Raw genomic sequence first — 18615 nt, forward strand, 5'->3', positions numbered from 1 at the left:
GACGATCGCCATGACGCCCAAAGTCATCGCCTGCCAGGTCATGCTGAACGAACTCCGAGCGCTGATGCCGGCCGACTGGTCGTTCGAGAGCTTGGAAATCGGCTTGCACAACCGCCCTCGCCGTCTGCACGAAGCCCTTCGGGCGGCCGTCGAGGCGGCCGATGGCAGTTACGACCCGATCTATCTCGGCTACGGTCTTTGCGCGCAGGCAACCGTGGGCCTGTCGACCCGGCAGTCGCGGCTCGTCCTCTTGCGCACGGATGACTGCATCGGCGCGTTTCTCGGCTCGCGCCAGGCCCGCAACGACCTTCTCGAGAGCGATCCGGGCAGCTACTTTCTGACCCGCGGCTACATCGGCGACGGCACCGGCTCGGTGTTCGACGACTATCCGCGTCTTGAAAAGCGCTTCGGCCAGGAGCGGGCGGCGGCGGTCATGCAAGAGATGCTCGGCCACTACCGGCGGCTCGTCTACATCACCATGCCAGGGGTAGAACCGCTGGAAAGCGATCGTCTCTACGCTCGCACCCACGCGGCAAACTTCGGCCTGGACTACGTGGAGATGGAAGGCAGTCTCGCGCTTCTGAAGCAGATGGCGGACGGCGACTGGAACGGCGACGTCCTGATGGTTCCGCCGGGAGAGTGCATCACGCTCGACATGATGATGGCGAGCCAACCGGCAAGGTGTGAACATCGTGCCGTTTGCGGGAGTGCAACCGAGCCATGAGCCGGCGACTCGCTTTATAGTGTAGGGCTGCCCGCTCGGCTTTGAGCAGGCAGCAATCGAATAGGAGGACTAGGAGACCGCTGGCTCTTCATGGACTGGGCCAGCCAGTAAGTCAGGGCGACTGAGGTCTTCAGTGTGCCCGCATGCTACCCAAGGTTTGAAGCGGTCCGTCGCGAGACGGGCAAAGGGAACAGCGGTGAGATCCCAAAGCGGGTCGATTCCGCGGCTACCCCCGTAACTGTGAACGACGAGTCGTTCCCAAGAAGCCACTGGCGGCGTTGCCACCGGGAAGGCGGGATCCGACGATGACTCGTGAGCCAGGAGACCTGCCGCTTCTGTCACTCCTGATCCCGATACGTGGGGTATTGGGTCACGGGTTTCCGCGTGAGTGATGACGACAACGCCGTTCGCGACGCGGAACCGACCGATGGCCTTTGCTTGCCGATCATCAGCCCGCCAACCGACGGCTCCGAAAACACCGCCCTTGCGAGATCCGCGAGGGACCGGTGCGACACTTGACGGCGGAGGTATGGGCGCGTGACGAATACAAGAAAACGATTTGGAAACGGCAACTTACGGCTACCCACGGTCTGCCGTGCGGCACCTCTTGCTGCGTTGGCGGCGGCATTGCCCTGCCAGGGCGCGCTGGCCGACGAGACGGCAGCGCATGACCTCGGCAAGGTCGTCTTCTCGGCGAACCGCACTCCGACCGAGGAAGCCGCGGTCGGATCGTCCGTGACGGTGATCGGCCGCAAGGAGATCGAGCGGAGCGGCGAGACAACGGTCCTGGACCTGCTGGCGCGAGTTCCCGGACTGGGTTTTTCCCAGGCGGGACCGGCAGGCTCGACGACGACGATGCAGATGCGCGGCCTCGGCGCCCGTTATGTTCTGGTCCGCGTCGACGGCATCGACGTCTCCGACCCGACCCAGCCTCAGGCAGGGCCGAGCATCGAGAATCTTCTTCTTGGCGACGTCGAGCGGATCGAGGTTCTGCGCGGCTCGCAGTCTGCCCTTTACGGCGGAACGGCGGTCGCCGGCGTGATCGACATCACCACCCGCACCGCCGATGAGAAGGGCGTGCATCATAGCGCGAGTGTCGGCGGCGGATCCTACGGGACCAAGTCCGTCCGCTACGGCGTTTCGGCCGCGACCGACGCACTCGAAATGGGCGCTTCGTTCCAGCGCTTTCAGACGTCTGGCTTTTCGTCCGCCGAGCGCGACAACGGCAACACCGAAGCCGACGGCTACGGCAATAGCACCGCCTCGATCAACGCCAGCTACCGGGCCAACGAGGCCCTGCGCCTGTTCGCGGCTGCCCGCTACACCTACCGGCGCAGCAACTACGACGACTTTTCCTACGACTGGATGACCGGGTTCGGTCAGCCCATCGACGAGACGGGCGCACTGCGGTTTCACACCATCGGACGCGAGGTCGGAGCCAGGGTCGGCGCCGATTTCAACCTGCTCGACGGCAGGCTCAAGAACACCATCGCGGTGCAGCATTACGACCTCACGCGCGAGGTCTACGATTCCAGCCCCGGGCGATATGACGGCCGCAGGACGAAGATCGAATATCTGGGCAATCTGGCCCTGACGGAGACGATCGGCCTGTCCGCCGGCCTCGACTACACGACGGAAGACGCCAGGACGACCGGAGGCGTCGATGCCGGCATGAACAACGCCGGCGTGTTCGCGCAGGCCTCGTGGAAGCCGATAACCGACGTCACCCTGACCGCCGCCTTGCGCGACGATCATCACTCGAGCTGGGGCGATCATCCCACCGGGCGCGTCACCGCCGCCTGGGAGGCCACCCAGTCGACCAAGTTGAGGACGAGTTGGGGAACGGGCTTCCGCCCGCCGTCGCTCTACGAGCTTCATGCCCCGACCTACGGCAACGCCAACCTGAAGCCCGAGGAGAGCCGCAGCTTCGATATCGGCATCGATCAACAGGTCTGGGACAATCGCGCTCGCCTGTCGCTGACCTACTTCAACATCGATACCGACAATCTCATCAGCTACGATACCTCGACATGGGCCTACACCCAGATCGAGGGCACCTCGAAAAGCCAGGGCATCGAGTTCACCGGCCGGCTGAAGTTGCTCGACAATCTGACGCTGGATGCCGGCTACACCTTTACCGAAGCCGTCGATGCCAACGACAGCAGGCTGATGCGGGTTCCCAGACACAAGGTAACCACCGGCGCGACGCTGAAAGCGAACGATCGCACGACGTTGACGTTGCGTGGCACATGGGTGGGCGACAGCATCGACACCGACTATTCGGTCGGCCAGATCCGCCAGTTGCCCAACTACTTCCTGCTCGACGCCGGCCTGACCTGGGACTGGACCGACAATGTGTCCCTCTCGCTCACCGGCAAGAACCTGCTCGACGAAAAATACCAGACGATCTGGGGCTATGGCACGGCAGGCCGGGCGGTCTATGCCGAACTGAAGGCGCGCTATTGAGAAAGGCGTCGCGATGAACGAACCCACGACGAGCGAGCGGTCACCGAAGCGGCAACGGCGGCATCTTGCCGCCTGCGCCGTTCTGGGCGCCCTCGTCGCGGCATTGACGGAATCCGGCCAGGCGGCGGACGGTGCGCCCGGCCGGGTCGTGTCCATCAACCTGTGCACCGATCAGCAGGCCATGGCGATCGCCGCCCCCGGGCAGCTCGCGTCGGTATCGCGCCTCGCGCGCGACCCGGCCCTGTCCAACATGGCGGACGCGGCGGCGGCCCTGCCGGTCAACGATGGGCGTGCCGAGGAAGTCGTGTCTCTGGCCCCCGATCTGGTTCTGGCCGGAAGTTTCACGTCGCGAGCGACCGTTGGCATGCTGCGCCGGCTCGGGGTGCGGGTCGAGGAGTTCCCACCGGCCAACTCTTTCGACGACATCCGCGAGAACCTGACGCGGATGGGCCAACTCCTCGGGCGGACGGAACGAGCGGACGAACTCGTCCGCGAGTTCGACGCCCGCCTTGCCGCCCTTGAGAGCGACGCGAGCGAGAGCGCCCAAAAGCCCGTTGCCGTCGTCTATCACATCGGCAACGGTACCGACGGCCGGGGGACCCTGGCCGACGAGATCCTGACGGCGGCCGGTTGGGACAACCTTGCCGCCAGACTGGGGCTCGGTTCCTATGGTGCCTTGCCGCTCGAAACCCTCGTGGCCGGCAGGCCCGACCTCGTGCTGGTCGGCGGGGCCGAGGCAAGCTGGTCGACGGAGGCGCTTCCGAATGCTCGACATCCCGCCATCATGGCGGCAACCGACAATGGCGACCGCCTGATGGTGCTGCCCGACCGCTCGACCATCTGCGGGACGCCATTCGTCGTCGACGCCATCGCGCGTCTCGTCGACGAACGTCACCGGCAGGCAACCCACCGGAGACCCGCGCCATGAGACGCCTGTCCTTCCCGGCGCTCGTCGCGCTGCTCGCCATCCTGACGGCGGTCCTGTTCGCGAGCTCGCTGCTGGTCGGCCCATCGAACATCGGCATCGGCGACGCGTTCGGCGCCCTGTTCGGCAACGAGGGCGTCACGACCATGGTCATGCGGGAAATCCGCCTTCCGCGCGCCATCCTCGGCGTCTGCGTCGGCGCGACGCTCGGCCTGTCCGGCGCGGTGCTGCAGGGCTGGCTGCGCAATCCGCTGGCAGACGCAGGCGTTCTCGGCATCGGGTCCAGCGCAGCCCTCGGGGCCGTCATCGCCATCGTCAGCGGTCTCGCCTACGCCTCGCCGCTGGCGCTACCTGTGTCGGCCCTCGCCGGAGCCGGACTCGCTGCCATACTGGTCTTCGCCCTGGCCGGGCAGGGCGAAGGCGGCAACGGCCTGATCCTGGCCGGCGTCGCCGTGGCCAGCCTGACGTCGGCGCTCACCGCGCTGACACTCAATCTGTCGGCCAACCCGTTTGCCACGCTGGAGATCGTGTTCTGGAGCATGGGATCGCTGGGCGACCGTTCCCTCGACCACGTCTATCTCGCCCTGCCCTTCATGGCAGTCGGCTGGCTGCTGCTCGCCAGCGTCGGCCGCTCGCTCGATGCCATGACCCTCGGCGCAGAGACCGCATCGAGCCTTGGCGTCCGCCTCGCATGGGTTCGCGCCATCATTCTGTTCGCGACGGCCGCCGCCGTCGGCGGCGCGACGGCCGTCACCGGGGTCGTCGGCTTCGTCGGTCTCGTGGTGCCGCATGTGTTGCGGCCCCTGGTGGGCTCCCGGCCAAGCCGCCTGATGGTTGCCAGCGCACTGGGCGGAGCGACGCTTCTGACCATGGCGGACCTTGCCGTTCGCCTGATACTGCCCAGCCGGGACCTGAAACTCGGGGTCGTGACGGCGATCGTCGGGGCGCCTTTCTTCTTCCGCCTCATTCTCCACGAACGCCGGAGATCGATGCGATGAAACTGAGCGCGCATGATCTTGCCGTCCGGGTGGCAAACCGGACGATCCTGCAAGCGATCGACCTGAAGCTCGAACCCGGCGAGTTCGTCGGACTGATCGGTCCGAACGGAGCGGGCAAGTCGACCTTGCTGCGCGCACTTGCGGGGGCCGTACCGCATGGCGGCGAGCTGACGCTCGACGACCGCCCGCTTGCCGGATATTCCGCCCGCGAGAGAGCACGCCGGATAGGCTATCTCGGGCAGGATCGGCATGTTGCCTGGCCGCTGACCGTCGCCGACGTCGTCGGCCTCGGTCGGATACCTTACCGTGCGCCCCTGTCCCGAGAAAGCGACGCCGACCGTCAGGCGGTGGCCCGGGCGCTCCGCCTGACGCATCTGGAGGACTTGGCCAGCCGGCCTTCCGACAGGCTGTCCGGCGGTGAAGTCGCCCGCATGCTGCTCGCCCGGCTCATTGCCCAGGAGACGCCAATCCTGCTGGCCGACGAGCCGATCGCCGGGCTCGATCCCGCCCACCAGTTGGCCACCGTGCAGATCTTCGCCGATATGGCGCGGGCGGGGCATACCGTGTTGGCCTCCCTCCACGATCTGACGCTGGCCGGGCGCTGGTGCGATCGACTGATTTTGCTGGAGGGCGGCCGGATCGTGGCTCAAGGCGCCCCCGAGGCCGTGCTGACTCCCGAGCGGATCGCCGAGACCTACGGCGTGGAAGCGCGGTTCGACAGAGACGCCGACGGATTGATCGTTGTGCCGCTGCGTCTCGTCGGGCAACAACGCCGGGAGGTGAGGTAGATGGATCCGACCGGCCTGCCTTTCGTCATCGATCTTTGTCGGCCGATCCTTGCCCTGCGCTTTGCCGAACCGCGGCGCATGCTCAGCTGGTCAATTTCCCGGCCGGGCCTGACGGTTGCCAAGACCGTCGCCTGGCTCGAAGTCAACGACTCCGACCTGCCAATCGGCCGCGAGCCGGTTGCTGTTCTTGAAGACGCCTTTGCCCGGCAAGGCCTCACCGACACGGTCGGTCTCATGACGGCCTGCGATGTCAGCGCCTACGAGATCTGCCGCACGACGATCGAAGGAACCGAAGCGATCGCCATCACGACCGTCGGGCTCGGCAACGGCGAGTTCGTTGGGCGGCGACGCTTTGCCGGCAGCGCCGAGGAAGCGCCGATTCCCGGCACGGTCAACACCTTCGTCCACGTGTCCCAGCCCCTCAGCGATGGCGCCCTGGTCGAGACGATCGCCATCGCCGCCCAGGCTCGCACCGTCGCCATTCTGCGGACGACCGAGAGCATCGGGCGCGAAATCGTTACAGGCACCGGCTCCGACTGCATCGTGGTCGCGGCCCCTCTCGGTGGAACGGCCTGCTATTCCGGCTTGCATACCGCCATCGGGGAGGCGGTCGGCGCGTCAGTGGTGGAGGCAACACGGAGAGGCACGGTTCGCTGGATCGAGCAATCCGCGCGATGGCTCGAGTCCGAGGCCGACTCCAACCATCCGCCGGGCATCGGGCCATGAGCGACAGCGATATCTGCCTCTCCCGATGGTCCGAGACCACGTCGCTCACGACACAGCCTTGGTGTCTCGCCACGGCGGTATCGCTGGGCCTGCACGCCGCCGTCTTCATGTGGATCGGCAGTGGACCCAAGCCGATCGACATCGGGCAGGACGCGAAGGTGGACGTCGTCGATGTGGAGTTCGTGCTTCCCGACGAGGTTAGGGCCGTCTCGCCCTCCATCGCCGGCAGTATCGCGACAACCATCCCTCGACAGGTGACGGCCGTTCCGCCACCCCAGCCCGCCGTCGAGCAGGCGCCTCCGCCTCCACCGCCGGAGCCGGTGGCGGTCGCCAACTCTCAGGAGAAAGCGCAGGCCGTCGTCGAGCAGCCCGAAGTTGCCCTAGTGCGGGAACCGGTGGATGTCAGAGATCAATCCGTTCCAGAAAGCCCTCAATCGCCTCTCGAAGCCAAGAGCGAGCTTCGACCGGCCGAAACGAGTGCCCTGCCTCCACCGCCTTCCCCCGCCGAGATAAAGCGCACCGACCCTCCCGCCCCCACTCCGAAGCCAGTTGCTTCGGAGCCCAAGCCTCCGGCGGTCGAGCATAAGGTTGAGGATGAGAAACCGGCGCCCAACCGCCGTCCCAAGCCAAGCGCGGTCGCGAAAGCGGGGCAAGCCGGATCGGCCAAGCGCACCGACCAAGGGGCGGCGGCAGCGCCAACCGGAAAGAACGAGCCCCTGGCGCTCTACCTCGCTTCGATACGCGCCAAAATCGCGGCCCAACAATCCGGTAAGCCGAGCGCGGAACGCGGCCGGGTGGAAGTCCGCTTCAGCGTCGCCGCCGATGGTCGGCTAGGCGATGTGGTGATTGAAAGAAGCGACGATGAGTCACTCGAAGAGGAAGCCCTGAAGATCGTCCGCCGTTCCTCGCCAGTCGCGCCGATCCCACCCTCCACTGGAAAGACGTCTTTGACGATGTCGCTCGTCATGGAGTTCAAGTAGTACCGGACCGAACAACGTCGAACCAAGCCGGATCGACGAGCCTCGTCCCAAGGACGCCCGGGGCAGCTCAGCAGGCAATTTTTCGGAACGGCTCCGGTTATTGGCGGCTGCATCCAAAGACAAAACCCCGGCAAGGCTTTGCACCGCCGGGGTTCTTTCGCTCTTGTCGCTTGTTGATCGTCATACCAACAAGAAGCCGAACCGTCGCTCTAAGCTATTTTTCTGAAGTCGTCCGGATTCCCGCTCGGCCTGTCGGAGCAATTGGGCCTGCTCCCACCCGCCACGAGATCGAGATCCTTGTCCGACAGCTCCTGACCGGCCGAGAGTTCCTCAAGCCCGGCGGCCAGTTCGGCCTGCGAGAAGCTGAACCCCTCGCGAGCGCCGAGGGCAACCAGAGCCTCAGGCCCCTGCTGAAGTGCAGCGGTGGCCTCGGCCTCCAGCTTCTCGCTCGTCCGAACCTTGTCGTAAAACTGTTCCAGATCCTTCATGCCCATCGTACTTTTACCTTCGGTTTGGCTGACGACGTCGCCCACCGCCTGCGACCATGAACGTGGTTTGCCTCAAGCGGCGCAGCAAAGCTTTCGTGGGAGCAACGAGCAGCTACCAGTTGCGTCGCTCTCCCCCCTTGAGACCAGGCCTGGCCACTTCGCTGGACGTGCCGCCCGCCACGAGATCGAGATCCTTGTCCGATAGCTCTTGGCCGCCCGAGAGCTTCTCAAGCCCGGCGGCGAGCTCGTCCTGCGAGAAGCTGAACCCCTCGCGAGCACCGAGGGCAACCAAAGCCTCCGGCCCCAGTTGAAGTGCCGAGGTAGCTTCGGCATCCAGCTTCTCGCTCGTCCGAACCTTGTCGTAGAACTGCTCCAACTCCATCATGCTCATCGTGTTCGTCCCTCCAGTTTGTTTGGCCATTTGATCGATTGCCAACGGCTATGAATATGGTTTTCGTCAAGCGCGGCAGCGGAACTGCCTCCGAAGCGCCAGTCACGCCAATAACTGACGCCCCCAGTACCCACTTCAGGCGTTCGATACGCGAGATATCTGCTTATGAAACCAGGTAAGCGCTCGATTATGCGGAAATAATACTGTTATTATTCGTCAATTCTTTCTTATATACATTAAATTTGTTGACGCTATCTTGCGCGTCATTCTCCAAGCCGATCAACGAGACGCTGACGCTGAGGATTGTCTCCACACGCTCGGCGATCGGCTGAAAGCGACGCTGGGTAAGCGCGACCATGCGAGGTCGGTTCTCGTGGCTGGTGTAGTAGACCGCGATGGAATCTCGGCCGAGCAGCGCCAGCTGCCTCGCATAGCAGTGGTAGTAGGCACCGACCATGATCCCGCTCTGCCGGTGGAGCGGATCGATGTAGGCCTCGAGATAGCGGATCGCCGGCTCTTTCGTGGTGCCGTCCAGGAGAGGGCGATGCGTCTCCGCAGCGACAAGCCATCCGACGAGCCGACCATCCCGGCGGATGGCGATGCTGAAGTCTCGCGCCAGATGCTCGCTCTGGTGGAGAGGGCCGAGCATGTCCGCCGCCTCGGGATCGGCGAGATAGCGCTCCACCGCCGCGACGTCGGTCGCCGTGAGTTCGAGCGGATCGAAGGTGTATGTGCGAGAGACGGCGAGACGATCTCTCACGCTCGACCAGGAGCGCCCCGCATCCACCATCCTGCCGACCCGGCCGACGACCACCAAACCGGTCGCACGCGGAGCCGTCCAGCCGGCATCGGCCAACAGCGCCTCCAGACCTTCCCGTCCCGACATCGCCTCGATGTAGCTTGCGGTGCAGGCGGAGGCGCCTCGCACGGAGGCTTCCGCCTGCCACGCATCAAGAAGTCGCCTGCCGAGTCCCTGCCTGCGAAATGTCGGCGCCACTACGATCGAGGTCAGCGTGGCTCGCGGTTTTCCGGACTGCAGAAAGCCTATGGCCAAGCCGACCGGACGGGCACTGACGACGAGGCCGACGGCGATGACATCATCGGGAACCGGATTGAGCCAGCCGCCGATCTGCCCGAAGGTGAACGAGGAAAACAATACGGCATTGCCCTTGAGCACCGGAAAGGACGCTGCTTGGGGCATCGCCGCCTGTTCCGCCACCCGACTGGCAACCCGTCCTGTCTGTGAACCCGCTTGCATGCCACGCCCTTCGTCGCGCCCCTTCGGCCTATGTGACTGTACTGAGGCGCAAAATAAAGCGCTGCCTAGACCCTTGGGACGATATCGGCGGAGTTTGGGATAGGACGTCGGCAGAGTCGCGCCGCCGTTCTCATCTGGCCTTGAGATCATGATCATTCCCTTCGATTGGCACGAGAAGACACGCCCGATCGGGCGCCCGACAGGGACATCGCGGCAGCCGTTCGCCCACGCCCCACATGGCCGCGAGGTTCGCAGGCGTCTTCCTGAGATCGATGCTATGGCCGTAGAGGCGCCAAGGAAGGATTGGCACTCAGAGATATCGCGATGGCGTTGCGCAGCCACAGATGAGCGGGATCGCCGCCGCTCCGTTCATGCCAGACCTGGACGAAGGGAAATGGCGGTATTTGAAACGGCGGCTCGAAGATAATGACTGACGGGTCATTTTCGTAAGGTGCAAGGGCATTGCGCGCGACGGTCAGAACCAGATCCGTTCCGTGGATCAGCCGTGGCGCGTTCCCCCAATGCGGCAGCGTGACCGCGATGCGGCGGACGTGGCCCATGGCCTTGAGGGCCGTGTCGATTTCGGTGTTTGCTCCGTCATTCATCGCCACGAGAACATGGGCGCGCGAAAGATAGGCTTCCAGATCGAGGCAGTCCTGGCCCGCCATCATCTGCCTGTCCGCAAGGCAGGCGAAGCGCTCGACGGTAAGCTGTCCGGCTTCCAGCCGTTCGGGAAGATCGGGGAAGACGCCCAGGGCAAGATCGCATTCCCCGTCCAGCACCAGACGAAGCATGGCTTCTCGGCCTGATTGGGTGATCACCAGATCGATGCCCGGCGCTTCAAGCCGCAGCAGTCTCAGCAGACCGGGAAGGATAACGCCGGAGCCATAGTCGGACATCGCAAGGCGGAATTTCCGCGTCTCCCGCGCAGGATCGAAGCCGCTCGGGCCAAGAACCTCCCGCATCTGTCGCAGGGCTTCGCTCAGGGTCGGCGCGATCTGTTGCGCCTTGGAACTTGGGACAAGCTTGCCGCCACGGCGGATCAGCATGGGATCATCGAACAGCAGGCGCAGACGCGCGAGCGCATGGCTGACGGCGGGCTGGCTCATGTTCAGCCGGATGGCCGCGCGCGACACATGCCGTTCGGCCAGGAGGGCATCAAGGACCACCAGAAGATTGAGGTCGATACCGCGAAGATTATTCGAATCCTGCATGCACAATATAGTACATCTGAATTTCCATCGACAAAGCAAATAGTGCATCTGGTGCGCATCGGAGGTTGTTCGCCATGCAGATCAGTGCACCGCTTCTCATACTTGCCGCCATCATAACCGGTGCGGTCGTTCCGTTTCAGGCCGGAGCCAATGCGGCCCTCGGACGGACGCTGGGCCATCCGCTGTGGGGCACGCTCATATCCCTTTGCGTCAGCTTCGCCTGCATCGTGCCCATCATGCTGCTGGTGAAGGTACAGGCGCCGTCCCTGTCGAACCTCGCACAGGCGCCCCGCTGGATATGGATCGGCGGCATTGTCGGCGTCGCCTATATCACCGGAGCGCTCATGCTTGCGCCCAAGCTCGGCGCCGCTGGCTTCATCACGGCGGTCATCGCCGGGCAGATGCTGGCATCGATCATCATCGACCAGTGGGGCCTTGTCGGCCTGCCTCAAAAACCCGTCTCATGGTCCCGCGTTGCCGGTCTCGGCCTGATCTTTCTCGGGCTGATCGTGATGCAACCGCAGGCACTGGGACTGAGACCGCCCGCCGCTTCGTGACGGATTGGATTCCGGAGCAACTCCCGCTTCCCGCAACGAACAATATAAAACCGCCAACTCAATGAGTTGGCGGGCTATTTTGGTTGCGGGGGCAGGTTCTCTCACAACTTGCGACACACCGATCTGTTGAATGCGGTGAAGGATTTGCTGGGTCCGGAGGGACGTATCGGGCTTTTTCGCACGACAGCGTAAGTGGCTGTGTCGGCCCTGGAATTGGAATTCAAGAACCGATGTCCGCCAGCTCAATGAATAGCCTGCACTGCGCCCTCTCTCCTCATCAGGATATCGCGGCGATGGGATCTGTGATGTCGCGCAGGGCGTATCAGGCCCCCCTTCTTGAGCTTGCCCGCCCGCAGATGCCCAGACAGCGATCGAACAGGCAGCGGGGCCGCACGCGGCCAATGCCTAAAAGCACCGCTAAACGGGCGGAAGCCGATGGGCGCATTTGATCAGGAATGAGATCCCGTCGGCCTAATCCCCAACCTAAGGGGTAGTCCGCGCTTGTCATCGAGCAGATAAGAAACTAGTTTCGTAAAACATTTTCTCAAGTACTCTGGAAAGTGGTCGATTCGCGGAGCTCCGCGGGCGACTGAAGACTGAAGGGGGGTGGCGACATGGGAAGAGGATTGTCGCTTTGGGGGGGGATTAAAACCCAGTTCTCCACGAAATCGCTGGTGCTGATCCCGATTGCGGTCGGGATCAACCTCATAGGGGGGACGCTGTGCTCGACACTCAAGCTTCCCCTGTTCCTTGACACGATCGGTACGATCGTCATCGCTTGTTTGTCCGGGCCGTGGGTCGCGGCACTCTGTGGCCTGCTGACCAACATTTTCCTGGCCCTCGTCGCCAACCCCGTCTACCTGCCCTACGCGGTCGTCAGCGTGCTGTGCGGACTGACCGTCGGCTACATGGCCAAGGCCGGATTGTTCGCCAAGCTATGGGGCGTCGTGCTCGTCTGGCTCGCCTGCACGCTGGTCAACGCGGTCTCCGCCTCCGCGATCACCGTGTTCGTCTACGGCGGAGCCACCGGCGCCAACGGAACGTCGATCCTGACCGCAACGCTCATCGTCGCCATGAAGAACATCATGGTGTCCGTCTTCTCGTCGTCCATGATCGAGAACCTTGTCGACAAGGGTATCGTGGTGTTCATCGCGTACTTCATCGTCAAGGGGATCCCGCAGAACTTCCGCAGCCAGTACGAAACCAGTTCAGCCGGTGACGACGATGACGACTGAACGCACCGGCGGTGCGCCTCCACGCACCCGCAGCACGGGCTTCGATGCTTTCGTGCCGAGACACACGGTTGTCGAGCGGATGCACCCGGTAACGAAAATCCTCGCGGTGTTCTGCCTGGGGCTCAGCGCCATGTTTTGGCCGAATCCCTGGCTCGGCCTGGCCCTGGTCGTCGCGCTGTTCGTCGTGTCGTTCCTCGCGAGAATGCCTCGCGAGTTCGCGAAGATCATGTTCGGCTTCGGGATTCCCATCAGCGTGATGCTGCTGTTCATTCAGGGATGCTACAGCCCCAGGAACGTGACGTTCATCGCCGACCTCGGTTTTGCCAAGCTCGGGCTGGAGGGGATTCTCTACGCGACGAAGCTCGTCGTCACCCTGCTGGTGTTCCTTGGCAGCTTCTACCTGATGAACAAGACGACCTATACCGGTCGGCTCGTCGCAGCGCTCACCAACAGCGGTCTGCCCGCCAAGATGGGATACCTCGTCTTGGCGAGCCTCAACGTCGTGCCGCAGATGCAGCGCCGAATGTCGGTAATCCAGGAGGCCCAGAGCGCTCGTGGCCTGCAGACGAGCGGCGGTCTCGTAGCCCGCATCAAGGCCTACCTGCCCCTGATGGGCCCGGTCGTCATGTCGTCCCTGACCGATGCCCAGGAACGCGGCATGACGCTGGAGACCCGCGGGTTCGGAATTCGCGGGGTGAAGAGAACCAGCTATGTCGAGGTCCACTACACGGCATCCGACCGCGCGGCCAACTGGTTGCTCCTGGCTTTCTTCGTCATCGTCCTGATCGTCTCGACGCTCATGCGGCTCGGCGTTCTCCCGGCAGGGGGAGGCAACTGATGGTATCGGCGGTTGAAGTCAACGATTTCTCGTTCAGGTACCGAGGCGACAAACGGTACGCGGTGAGGCACCTCGATTTCGCGATCCGTGAGGGCGAAGTCTTCTGCGTGATCGGCGCCAACGGGTCGGGCAAGTCCACCCTGTGCAATGCTCTCGTCGGCCTCGTGCCGCATTACTTCACGGGCAAGACGCGCGGCGATGTCGTGGTGGACGGCACGAAAGTGAGCGAGTCCACCGTCGCCGACCTGTCCAGCACGATCGGTCTCGTCTTCCAGAACCCGTTCAACCAGCTTTCGTACACGGCGGGCAGCGTGGCCGAGGAACTTGCGTACGGGCTCGGAAATCACGGGGTCGAGCGATCCGATATGCTGGAGCGGGTCGACACGGTGGCCCGTCTGATGCGCATCGAGCACATCCTCCATCGAAATCCGCTGGAGCTGTCCGGCGGCCAGGTCCAGCGCGTTGCCCTCGGCTCGGTCTTCATCCTGGAGCCCAGAATACTTGTCCTCGACGAGTGCACGACACAGCTCGACCCGCTGGGCGCCGAGGAGATCTTCGACGTCGTCCGGCGCCTCAATGACGACGGGGTCACCATCGTCATGGTCGATCACGACATGGAGCGCGTCGCTCGCTGCGCCGACACCGTGCTGGTGCTCGATCAAGGCGAGATCGCCGCACTCGGCACGCCCCGCGAGGTGTTCACATCGCCGACACTCCAGGATCACGGCGTCAACGCGCCCGACTATGTCAACATTTCGCGCGCGCTTATCGACAGCGGTTGGAGCATTCCGGACATAGAGATCACGGAAGAACCGACGGTGGCAACGGTCAGGGGGCTGTTGCGATGAACATCGAAATCAGAGAACTCGAGCATCTCTATCCCACCGGAGAGAAAGCACTTTCCGGCATTACACTGACCATGTCGGGGACCGAGCCGGTCGCCATCATCGGACAGAACGGGGCCGGCAAGACGACCCTGGCCAAGCATCTCAACGGCATACTGAAGCCCACCGGCGGCCGCATCATGATCGATGGCGTCGACATCGGCGATCGACAGACGTGCGAGTGGGCGAAAAGGATCGGATACGCGTTCCAGAACCCGGCCGACCAGCTGTTTCTCGATAGCGTCCGGAAGGAGTTCGAGTTCGGACCTCGCCAGATAGGCATGCCGAAGGAACAGGTCGAAGACCAGGTCGTGCGCGTGGCGGAGCTCGTCGGGCTGCAGCACAAGCTCGATGTGCATCCGTTCGACCTGACGCCCGTGGAGAAGCGATTCTGCACGATTGGCGCGGTCGTGATGATGGATCCGGAAGCCATCGTGTTCGACGAGCCGACCTGTGGCCAGGACGTCGATGGAAACAGGCGCCTTGAGCGGATCATTTCCCAGCTCAGGGACCTAGGGAAGCTGTGCATCACCATCTCGCATGACATGAAGTTCGTTACCGCGAACTTCTCTCGGGTGATCCTGATGTGCCGCGGCCAGGTCTTGCTCGATGGGCCGGCCAGATCGGTCTTTTCCGAGATCGACATCCTCAAGCAATCGTTCGTCGCGCCACCCCCCATCACCCGGGTGGCGCAGAAAGCGGGGCTGCCGGACACCGTGTTTGGCGTAGGCGCCCTCATCACAGCACTTCAACAGGAAAGGGATCGACGTGGCTGATGTCGTCGTACAGATTTATGGAATCAGGACCGTCGAAGATGCCCGCATGGTTGTTGCCATGGGCAGCAAGCACATCGGCGTCTCATATGGGAAAATCAAGCGCACTCCAGGGCAACTGACCTGTGAGCGCGCCAAGGAAATCTTCGATGGCGTACAGAGCGACGCCGTCAGGATCGGCCTGACCGTCGCCGGTGACATCGACGAGATCACAGAGAACCTCAAGGAAGCTTTCCCGGACGTGCTCCACCTATCCGGTGAAATCGATGACATCAGCCCCGACCAGGTCGCCGAGCTCAAGCGGCGGTTCCCGGGCTTGAAGATCATGCAGGCCATTCCAGTCTTCGCCGGGGTGCCTCTGGAGAACCAGAAGGTCCTGGAATACGTGGCGGACTACGCGCCCGTGTCGGACTTTTTCCTCATCGACACCAAGGCGCCGGCGTCCACCGACATTGGCGCAACCGGCCTGGAGCATGACCGGCTGATCGACAAGGCGATCATCGAGTCCACCAGCGTGCCCTGCATCATCGCAGGCGGTCTGCACGCCGGCAACGTGGCCGAAGCGATCCACATGACGCGCCCCTACGGCGTCGATTCCTTCAGCCTGACCAACTACGACGACGAACGGGCGAATACCGACCGCTGCAAGGATCCCGCCAAAGTCGAAGCCTTCATCAAGGCGTCCAGGGATGCATAACGTCGTCGTCGTGGGGGACGCGAACGTAGATATCATCGTCCCCTACCCCCGCTTTCTGGACGCAGAGCGAACGCGGGTCGAATACCCGACGCCCGAACTGCAAGGTGGCGGAACCTCGGCCAACACAGCCGTGGCCCTTGCCAAACTTGGCGTCGGCACCGCGTTCATCGGCACAGTCGGTGACGACCAGTATGGCCGGTTTGTCGCGCAGGACCTCGCGTCGGCGGGCATCGACACGTCCGGCCTGATCGTCGATCCGACGCTCAACACCGTCGGCGTGTTCGCCTTCGTCGACGATCGTGGCGAACGCTACCTCTGGGGGTGGCCTCGCGTCGATCAGTCCTTCACCGTGATCGATGCGCAGAAGGTCTCCTTCGAGCGCGTTCGCAAGGCAGACTGGGTGCATTCCTCGGGCATGTCGCTGGTCCACGACACCAGCGCCCGCGCCACGATCATCCGGATCTTCGAGGAAGCGCATGCCGCCGGGGTGACGACCTCCTTCGACCTCAACCTCAGGGTCGATGAAGGCGTGCTTTGTCCGAAGTTCGGCGAGGCCCTGCAACGCATCATCCCGCACGCGACCTATCTTCTGGGATCGGGGCCAGAGGAGTTTGCCCATCTGGGCGGAAAAGCCTGGCTCAACAACGCGCGGGCGCTCGCGGTCGATGGCCGTACGGTCGTGGCACGCGATGGGGCCAACGGTTCGATAGGGCTGGACGGCTCTCAGGAAGTGATCGCCCGGGCCTTTCCCGTCACCGTCGAGGACACGATCGGCGCCGGCGACGTCTACAACGCGGGATTCATCAGCGCGATTCTCCAGGGGCGCACGCTCGCCGGCGCCCTGGAGGCAGGCAATGCGGTGTCGGCTTACACCGTCGAGCGCAGCGGCTCGAGAAGCTCCCCCAACGCCCAACAGCTCGCGGAGTTTCTCGCCCAACATCAACGAGGAGTTATGAGTAAATGAAAAAGGTCATTCTGGACTGCGATCCCGGGCACGACGACGCGTTTGCGATCATGCTGGCCGTCCAGCATCTGGACGTGCTCGGCATCACAACGATTGGTGGCAACTGCACCCTCGAAAACGTCACCCGTAACGCCATCAAGGTGCTCGAGGTGCTGGGCCGCGCCGACAAGATCCCCGTCTACGCCGGACACAGCCGCCCGCTGGTGACGCCGCTCGTCACCGCTCCTCAGTTCCACGGCGAGACCGGCCTCGACGGCCCCGTCCTGCCCGAACCGACCCACAAGCCGCAGGATCGCCACGCGGTCGACTTCATCGTCGACACGGTCATGAGCACCGACGACGTGACGCTGATTGCCACCGGCCCGCTCACCAACATCGCCGCGGCCCTCAATCGCGAGCCGCGCATCGCTCAGCGCGTGCGCGAACTGTGCATCATGGGGGGCTCGGTTACCTATGGAAACTGGACGCCCACCGCCGAGTTCAACATCTACGTCGATCCGGAAGCGGCCTATCGCGTGTTCCACTCCGGCATGCACGTCAAGATGGCCGGCATCAATCTGACGCGCCAGTGCTGCCTCACGGCCGAGCACGTTGCCCGCTTCCGCGAGATCGGCACCAAGGCCGCCCATTTCGCCGCCGACCTGACCGAGTTCTTCATCGACAGCACGGTCGCAAGCGCCGAGCTGACGGGCGCCAACATGCATGACGCCTGCGCCGCGGCATGGATCATCGACCCCTCGCTCATCATCGCGGCGCCGATGCACATCGACATCGAGCTCAAGGGCGAACTCACGCGCGGCATGACGGTCTGCGACTACCGTCACTTGCGCGGCGTGGACCCCAAGGTCGACTTGTGCCGCAAGCCCCAGATGGACTTCCGAGGCGAGGCGCCCAACGCGGAGGGCGCCCTGGAGCTCGATTTCCCGGGCTTCATGACCCTCCTCTACAAGACCCTCCAAAACTACGCGTGACACCAATCCGCGCGTATCCCGGCCCGGTGCGCCACCGGGATACGCGCGGGGACCAAAGGGGCAAGAAGCACGATGAAATACCGGTTGGTGCTGTGGGACTTTGATGGCACGCTGGCCGATACCAGCCTCGACGTTTGGGGGTCGCTTGCCTTCGCCGCCGAACGCTGCGGGGGGCGCCTGCCCGCCGAGATCATTGGCGACAACAGCCATCTGGGCAAGCCCATCGGCACACTCTTCCGCTTCATCGAGCCCTTCCCCGGGGAAGCGATGCTGGCGGAGTTCGAGCGGCTCGTGCGCGTGCACTACCGCAAGATGAACGAGTACGCCGGCACGAACCTCTATCCGGGCGTTCTGCCACTGATCGGAGAGCTGCGTCGCGGCGGGATCACCAACTTCATCGTCACCAACAAGCCGCGCGAGGCACTTGAGCACATTCTCGCCGTCAAGGGATGGGCGCGGCTGTTCGATGGCTGGATCACCCCCGACGAGACCGACGGGCAGGAGATGACCAAGTCCGAGATGATCGCCTCGGCCATCGGACGCTTCAAGGTCGAACGCCGCCACTGCGTCTATGTCGGAGACACGTGGAGCGACGTCGAAGCAGCCCGCCTCAGCGGCATCGACTGCATAGCGGTGACTTACGGCGACGGCGACGAGCAGTCGCTGCGCGCCCAGTCACCGACCTTCTGCGTCGCCGACGTCGATGCGGTCAGCGCCCTTCTGAAGAAGGGAGAATGA

At 63.8% G+C, this 18615-nt stretch carries 20 protein-coding genes and 1 riboswitch; of the genes, 16 read left to right on the forward strand and 4 right to left on the reverse strand.

The genetic code is table 11. The features are described 5' to 3' along the window. Window positions 1-10 precede the first annotated feature (10 nt). From QQZ18_RS11645 to QQZ18_RS11675, 7 genes are all read left to right on the forward strand, one after another. Window positions 11-724: a DUF1638 domain-containing protein gene (locus QQZ18_RS11645; protein ID WP_284541089.1), complete on the forward strand. Its 714-nt coding sequence runs from the start codon at window positions 11-13 to the stop codon at window positions 722-724. Window positions 725-870: 146 nt separating this feature from the next. Next, a riboswitch (cobalamin riboswitch) is annotated at window positions 871-1072 on the forward strand. A gap of 279 nt (window positions 1073-1351) precedes the next feature. Next, window positions 1352-3190, forward strand: coding sequence for a TonB-dependent receptor plug domain-containing protein (locus tag QQZ18_RS11650; protein ID WP_284541090.1), 1839 nt, complete (start codon window positions 1352-1354; stop codon window positions 3188-3190). 13 nt (window positions 3191-3203) lie between these two features. Then, complete coding sequence (locus QQZ18_RS11655; protein WP_284541091.1) at window positions 3204-4118, forward strand: ABC transporter substrate-binding protein; 915 nt, start codon at window positions 3204-3206, stop codon at window positions 4116-4118. Next, window positions 4115-5113: a FecCD family ABC transporter permease gene (locus QQZ18_RS11660; RefSeq protein WP_284541092.1), complete on the forward strand. Its 999-nt coding sequence runs from the start codon at window positions 4115-4117 to the stop codon at window positions 5111-5113. The genes QQZ18_RS11655 and QQZ18_RS11660 overlap by 4 nt, the downstream gene beginning before the upstream one ends. Then, window positions 5110-5901, forward strand: coding sequence for an ABC transporter ATP-binding protein (locus tag QQZ18_RS11665; RefSeq protein WP_284541093.1), 792 nt, complete (start codon window positions 5110-5112; stop codon window positions 5899-5901). The genes QQZ18_RS11660 and QQZ18_RS11665 overlap by 4 nt, the downstream gene beginning before the upstream one ends. After that, window positions 5902-6627 (forward strand): adenosylcobinamide amidohydrolase, encoded by a 726-nt coding sequence (locus QQZ18_RS11670; RefSeq protein WP_284541094.1) that lies wholly within the window; start codon window positions 5902-5904, stop codon window positions 6625-6627. Further along, window positions 6624-7607, forward strand: coding sequence for an energy transducer TonB family protein (locus QQZ18_RS11675; RefSeq protein ID WP_284541095.1), 984 nt, complete (start codon window positions 6624-6626; stop codon window positions 7605-7607). Before QQZ18_RS11670 ends, QQZ18_RS11675 begins: the two co-directional genes overlap by 4 nt. A 209-nt stretch (window positions 7608-7816) precedes the next feature. Here the strand turns inward: QQZ18_RS11675 and QQZ18_RS11680 are convergent, their stop codons facing one another. The 4 genes from QQZ18_RS11680 to QQZ18_RS11695 all read right to left on the reverse strand — a co-directional run bounded on the left by QQZ18_RS11680 (window position 7817) and on the right by QQZ18_RS11695 (window position 10958). Next, window positions 7817-8140 carry a Nif11-like leader peptide family RiPP precursor gene (locus QQZ18_RS11680; RefSeq protein WP_284541096.1) on the reverse strand — a complete coding sequence of 108 codons (324 nt, stop codon included), beginning with the start codon at window positions 8138-8140 and terminating at the stop codon, window positions 7817-7819. A 67-nt stretch (window positions 8141-8207) separates the two neighbouring features. Beyond that, window positions 8208-8486 (reverse strand): Nif11-like leader peptide family RiPP precursor, encoded by a 279-nt coding sequence (locus QQZ18_RS11685; RefSeq protein WP_284541097.1) that lies wholly within the window; start codon window positions 8484-8486, stop codon window positions 8208-8210. A 187-nt stretch (window positions 8487-8673) separates the two neighbouring features. Continuing rightward, window positions 8674-9705, reverse strand: coding sequence for a GNAT family N-acetyltransferase (locus tag QQZ18_RS11690; RefSeq protein ID WP_284541098.1), 1032 nt, complete (start codon window positions 9703-9705; stop codon window positions 8674-8676). Window positions 9706-10019: 314 nt separating this feature from the next. Then, window positions 10020-10958: a LysR family transcriptional regulator gene (locus tag QQZ18_RS11695; RefSeq protein ID WP_284541099.1), complete on the reverse strand. Its 939-nt coding sequence runs from the start codon at window positions 10956-10958 to the stop codon at window positions 10020-10022. Between the two features lie 74 nt (window positions 10959-11032). On the opposite strand from QQZ18_RS11695, the gene QQZ18_RS11700 reads away from it, so the two are divergent. From QQZ18_RS11700 to QQZ18_RS11740, 9 genes are all read left to right on the forward strand, one after another. Further along, a complete protein-coding gene (locus QQZ18_RS11700) occupies window positions 11033-11515 on the forward strand; it encodes a DMT family transporter (protein WP_284541100.1) in 483 nt (160 codons plus the stop codon). 674 nt (window positions 11516-12189) lie between these two features. Further along, the gene (locus QQZ18_RS11705; RefSeq protein WP_284541101.1) at window positions 12190-12750 is read left to right on the forward strand and encodes an ECF transporter S component; all 561 of its coding nucleotides are present in this window, start codon (window positions 12190-12192) and stop codon (window positions 12748-12750) included. Beyond that, window positions 12740-13588, forward strand: a complete 849-nt coding sequence (locus QQZ18_RS11710) for an energy-coupling factor transporter transmembrane component T (protein ID WP_284541102.1) — start codon at window positions 12740-12742, stop codon at window positions 13586-13588. The genes QQZ18_RS11705 and QQZ18_RS11710 overlap by 11 nt, the downstream gene beginning before the upstream one ends. Beyond that, complete coding sequence (locus QQZ18_RS11715; protein ID WP_284541103.1) at window positions 13588-14436, forward strand: energy-coupling factor ABC transporter ATP-binding protein; 849 nt, start codon at window positions 13588-13590, stop codon at window positions 14434-14436. The genes QQZ18_RS11710 and QQZ18_RS11715 overlap by 1 nt, the downstream gene beginning before the upstream one ends. Further along, on the forward strand, window positions 14433-15248 hold the full coding sequence (locus tag QQZ18_RS11720) for an energy-coupling factor ABC transporter ATP-binding protein (RefSeq protein WP_284541104.1): 816 nt from the start codon (window positions 14433-14435) through the stop codon (window positions 15246-15248). The genes QQZ18_RS11715 and QQZ18_RS11720 overlap by 4 nt, the downstream gene beginning before the upstream one ends. Continuing rightward, window positions 15241-15942: a phosphoribosylanthranilate isomerase gene (locus tag QQZ18_RS11725; protein WP_284541107.1), complete on the forward strand. Its 702-nt coding sequence runs from the start codon at window positions 15241-15243 to the stop codon at window positions 15940-15942. Before QQZ18_RS11720 ends, QQZ18_RS11725 begins: the two co-directional genes overlap by 8 nt. Further along, window positions 15935-16906, forward strand: a complete 972-nt coding sequence (locus QQZ18_RS11730; RefSeq protein ID WP_284541108.1) for a carbohydrate kinase family protein — start codon at window positions 15935-15937, stop codon at window positions 16904-16906. The genes QQZ18_RS11725 and QQZ18_RS11730 overlap by 8 nt, the downstream gene beginning before the upstream one ends. Beyond that, entirely contained in the window at window positions 16903-17877 is a 975-nt protein-coding gene (locus QQZ18_RS11735) for a nucleoside hydrolase (protein ID WP_284541109.1), read from the forward strand. The genes QQZ18_RS11730 and QQZ18_RS11735 overlap by 4 nt, the downstream gene beginning before the upstream one ends. Before the next feature lie 72 nt (window positions 17878-17949). Beyond that, on the forward strand, window positions 17950-18615 hold the full coding sequence (locus QQZ18_RS11740; protein ID WP_284541110.1) for an HAD family hydrolase: 666 nt from the start codon (window positions 17950-17952) through the stop codon (window positions 18613-18615).

This window comes from Pleomorphomonas sp. T1.2MG-36, assembly GCF_950100655.1.
Lineage (GTDB): Bacteria > Pseudomonadota > Alphaproteobacteria > Rhizobiales > Pleomorphomonadaceae > Pleomorphomonas.

Bases quoted from the DNA above. Each gene is read 5' to 3' on its own strand.
- QQZ18_RS11740 (WP_284541110.1), top strand. From the start codon at position 17,950: ATGAAATACCGGTTGGTGCTGTGGGACTTTGATGGCACGCTGGCCGAT.
- QQZ18_RS11720 (WP_284541104.1), top strand. From the start codon at position 14,433: ATGAACATCGAAATCAGAGAACTCGAGCATCTCTATCCCACCGGAGAG.
- QQZ18_RS11710 (WP_284541102.1), top strand. From the start codon at position 12,740: ATGACGACTGAACGCACCGGCGGTGCGCCTCCACGCACCCGCAGCACG.
- QQZ18_RS11660 (WP_284541092.1), top strand. From the start codon at position 4,115: ATGAGACGCCTGTCCTTCCCGGCGCTCGTCGCGCTGCTCGCCATCCTG.
- QQZ18_RS11730 (WP_284541108.1), top strand. From the start codon at position 15,935: ATGCATAACGTCGTCGTCGTGGGGGACGCGAACGTAGATATCATCGTC.
- QQZ18_RS11715 (WP_284541103.1), top strand. From the start codon at position 13,588: ATGGTATCGGCGGTTGAAGTCAACGATTTCTCGTTCAGGTACCGAGGC.
- QQZ18_RS11665 (WP_284541093.1), top strand. From the start codon at position 5,110: ATGAAACTGAGCGCGCATGATCTTGCCGTCCGGGTGGCAAACCGGACG.
- QQZ18_RS11670 (WP_284541094.1), top strand. From the start codon at position 5,902: ATGGATCCGACCGGCCTGCCTTTCGTCATCGATCTTTGTCGGCCGATC.
- QQZ18_RS11645 (WP_284541089.1), top strand. From the start codon at position 11: ATGACGCCCAAAGTCATCGCCTGCCAGGTCATGCTGAACGAACTCCGA.
- QQZ18_RS11735 (WP_284541109.1), top strand. From the start codon at position 16,903: ATGAAAAAGGTCATTCTGGACTGCGATCCCGGGCACGACGACGCGTTT.
- QQZ18_RS11675 (WP_284541095.1), top strand. From the start codon at position 6,624: ATGAGCGACAGCGATATCTGCCTCTCCCGATGGTCCGAGACCACGTCG.
- QQZ18_RS11695 (WP_284541099.1), bottom strand. From the start codon at position 10,958: ATGCAGGATTCGAATAATCTTCGCGGTATCGACCTCAATCTTCTGGTG.
- QQZ18_RS11700 (WP_284541100.1), top strand. From the start codon at position 11,033: ATGCAGATCAGTGCACCGCTTCTCATACTTGCCGCCATCATAACCGGT.
- QQZ18_RS11685 (WP_284541097.1), bottom strand. From the start codon at position 8,486: ATGAGCATGATGGAGTTGGAGCAGTTCTACGACAAGGTTCGGACGAGC.
- QQZ18_RS11655 (WP_284541091.1), top strand. From the start codon at position 3,204: ATGAACGAACCCACGACGAGCGAGCGGTCACCGAAGCGGCAACGGCGG.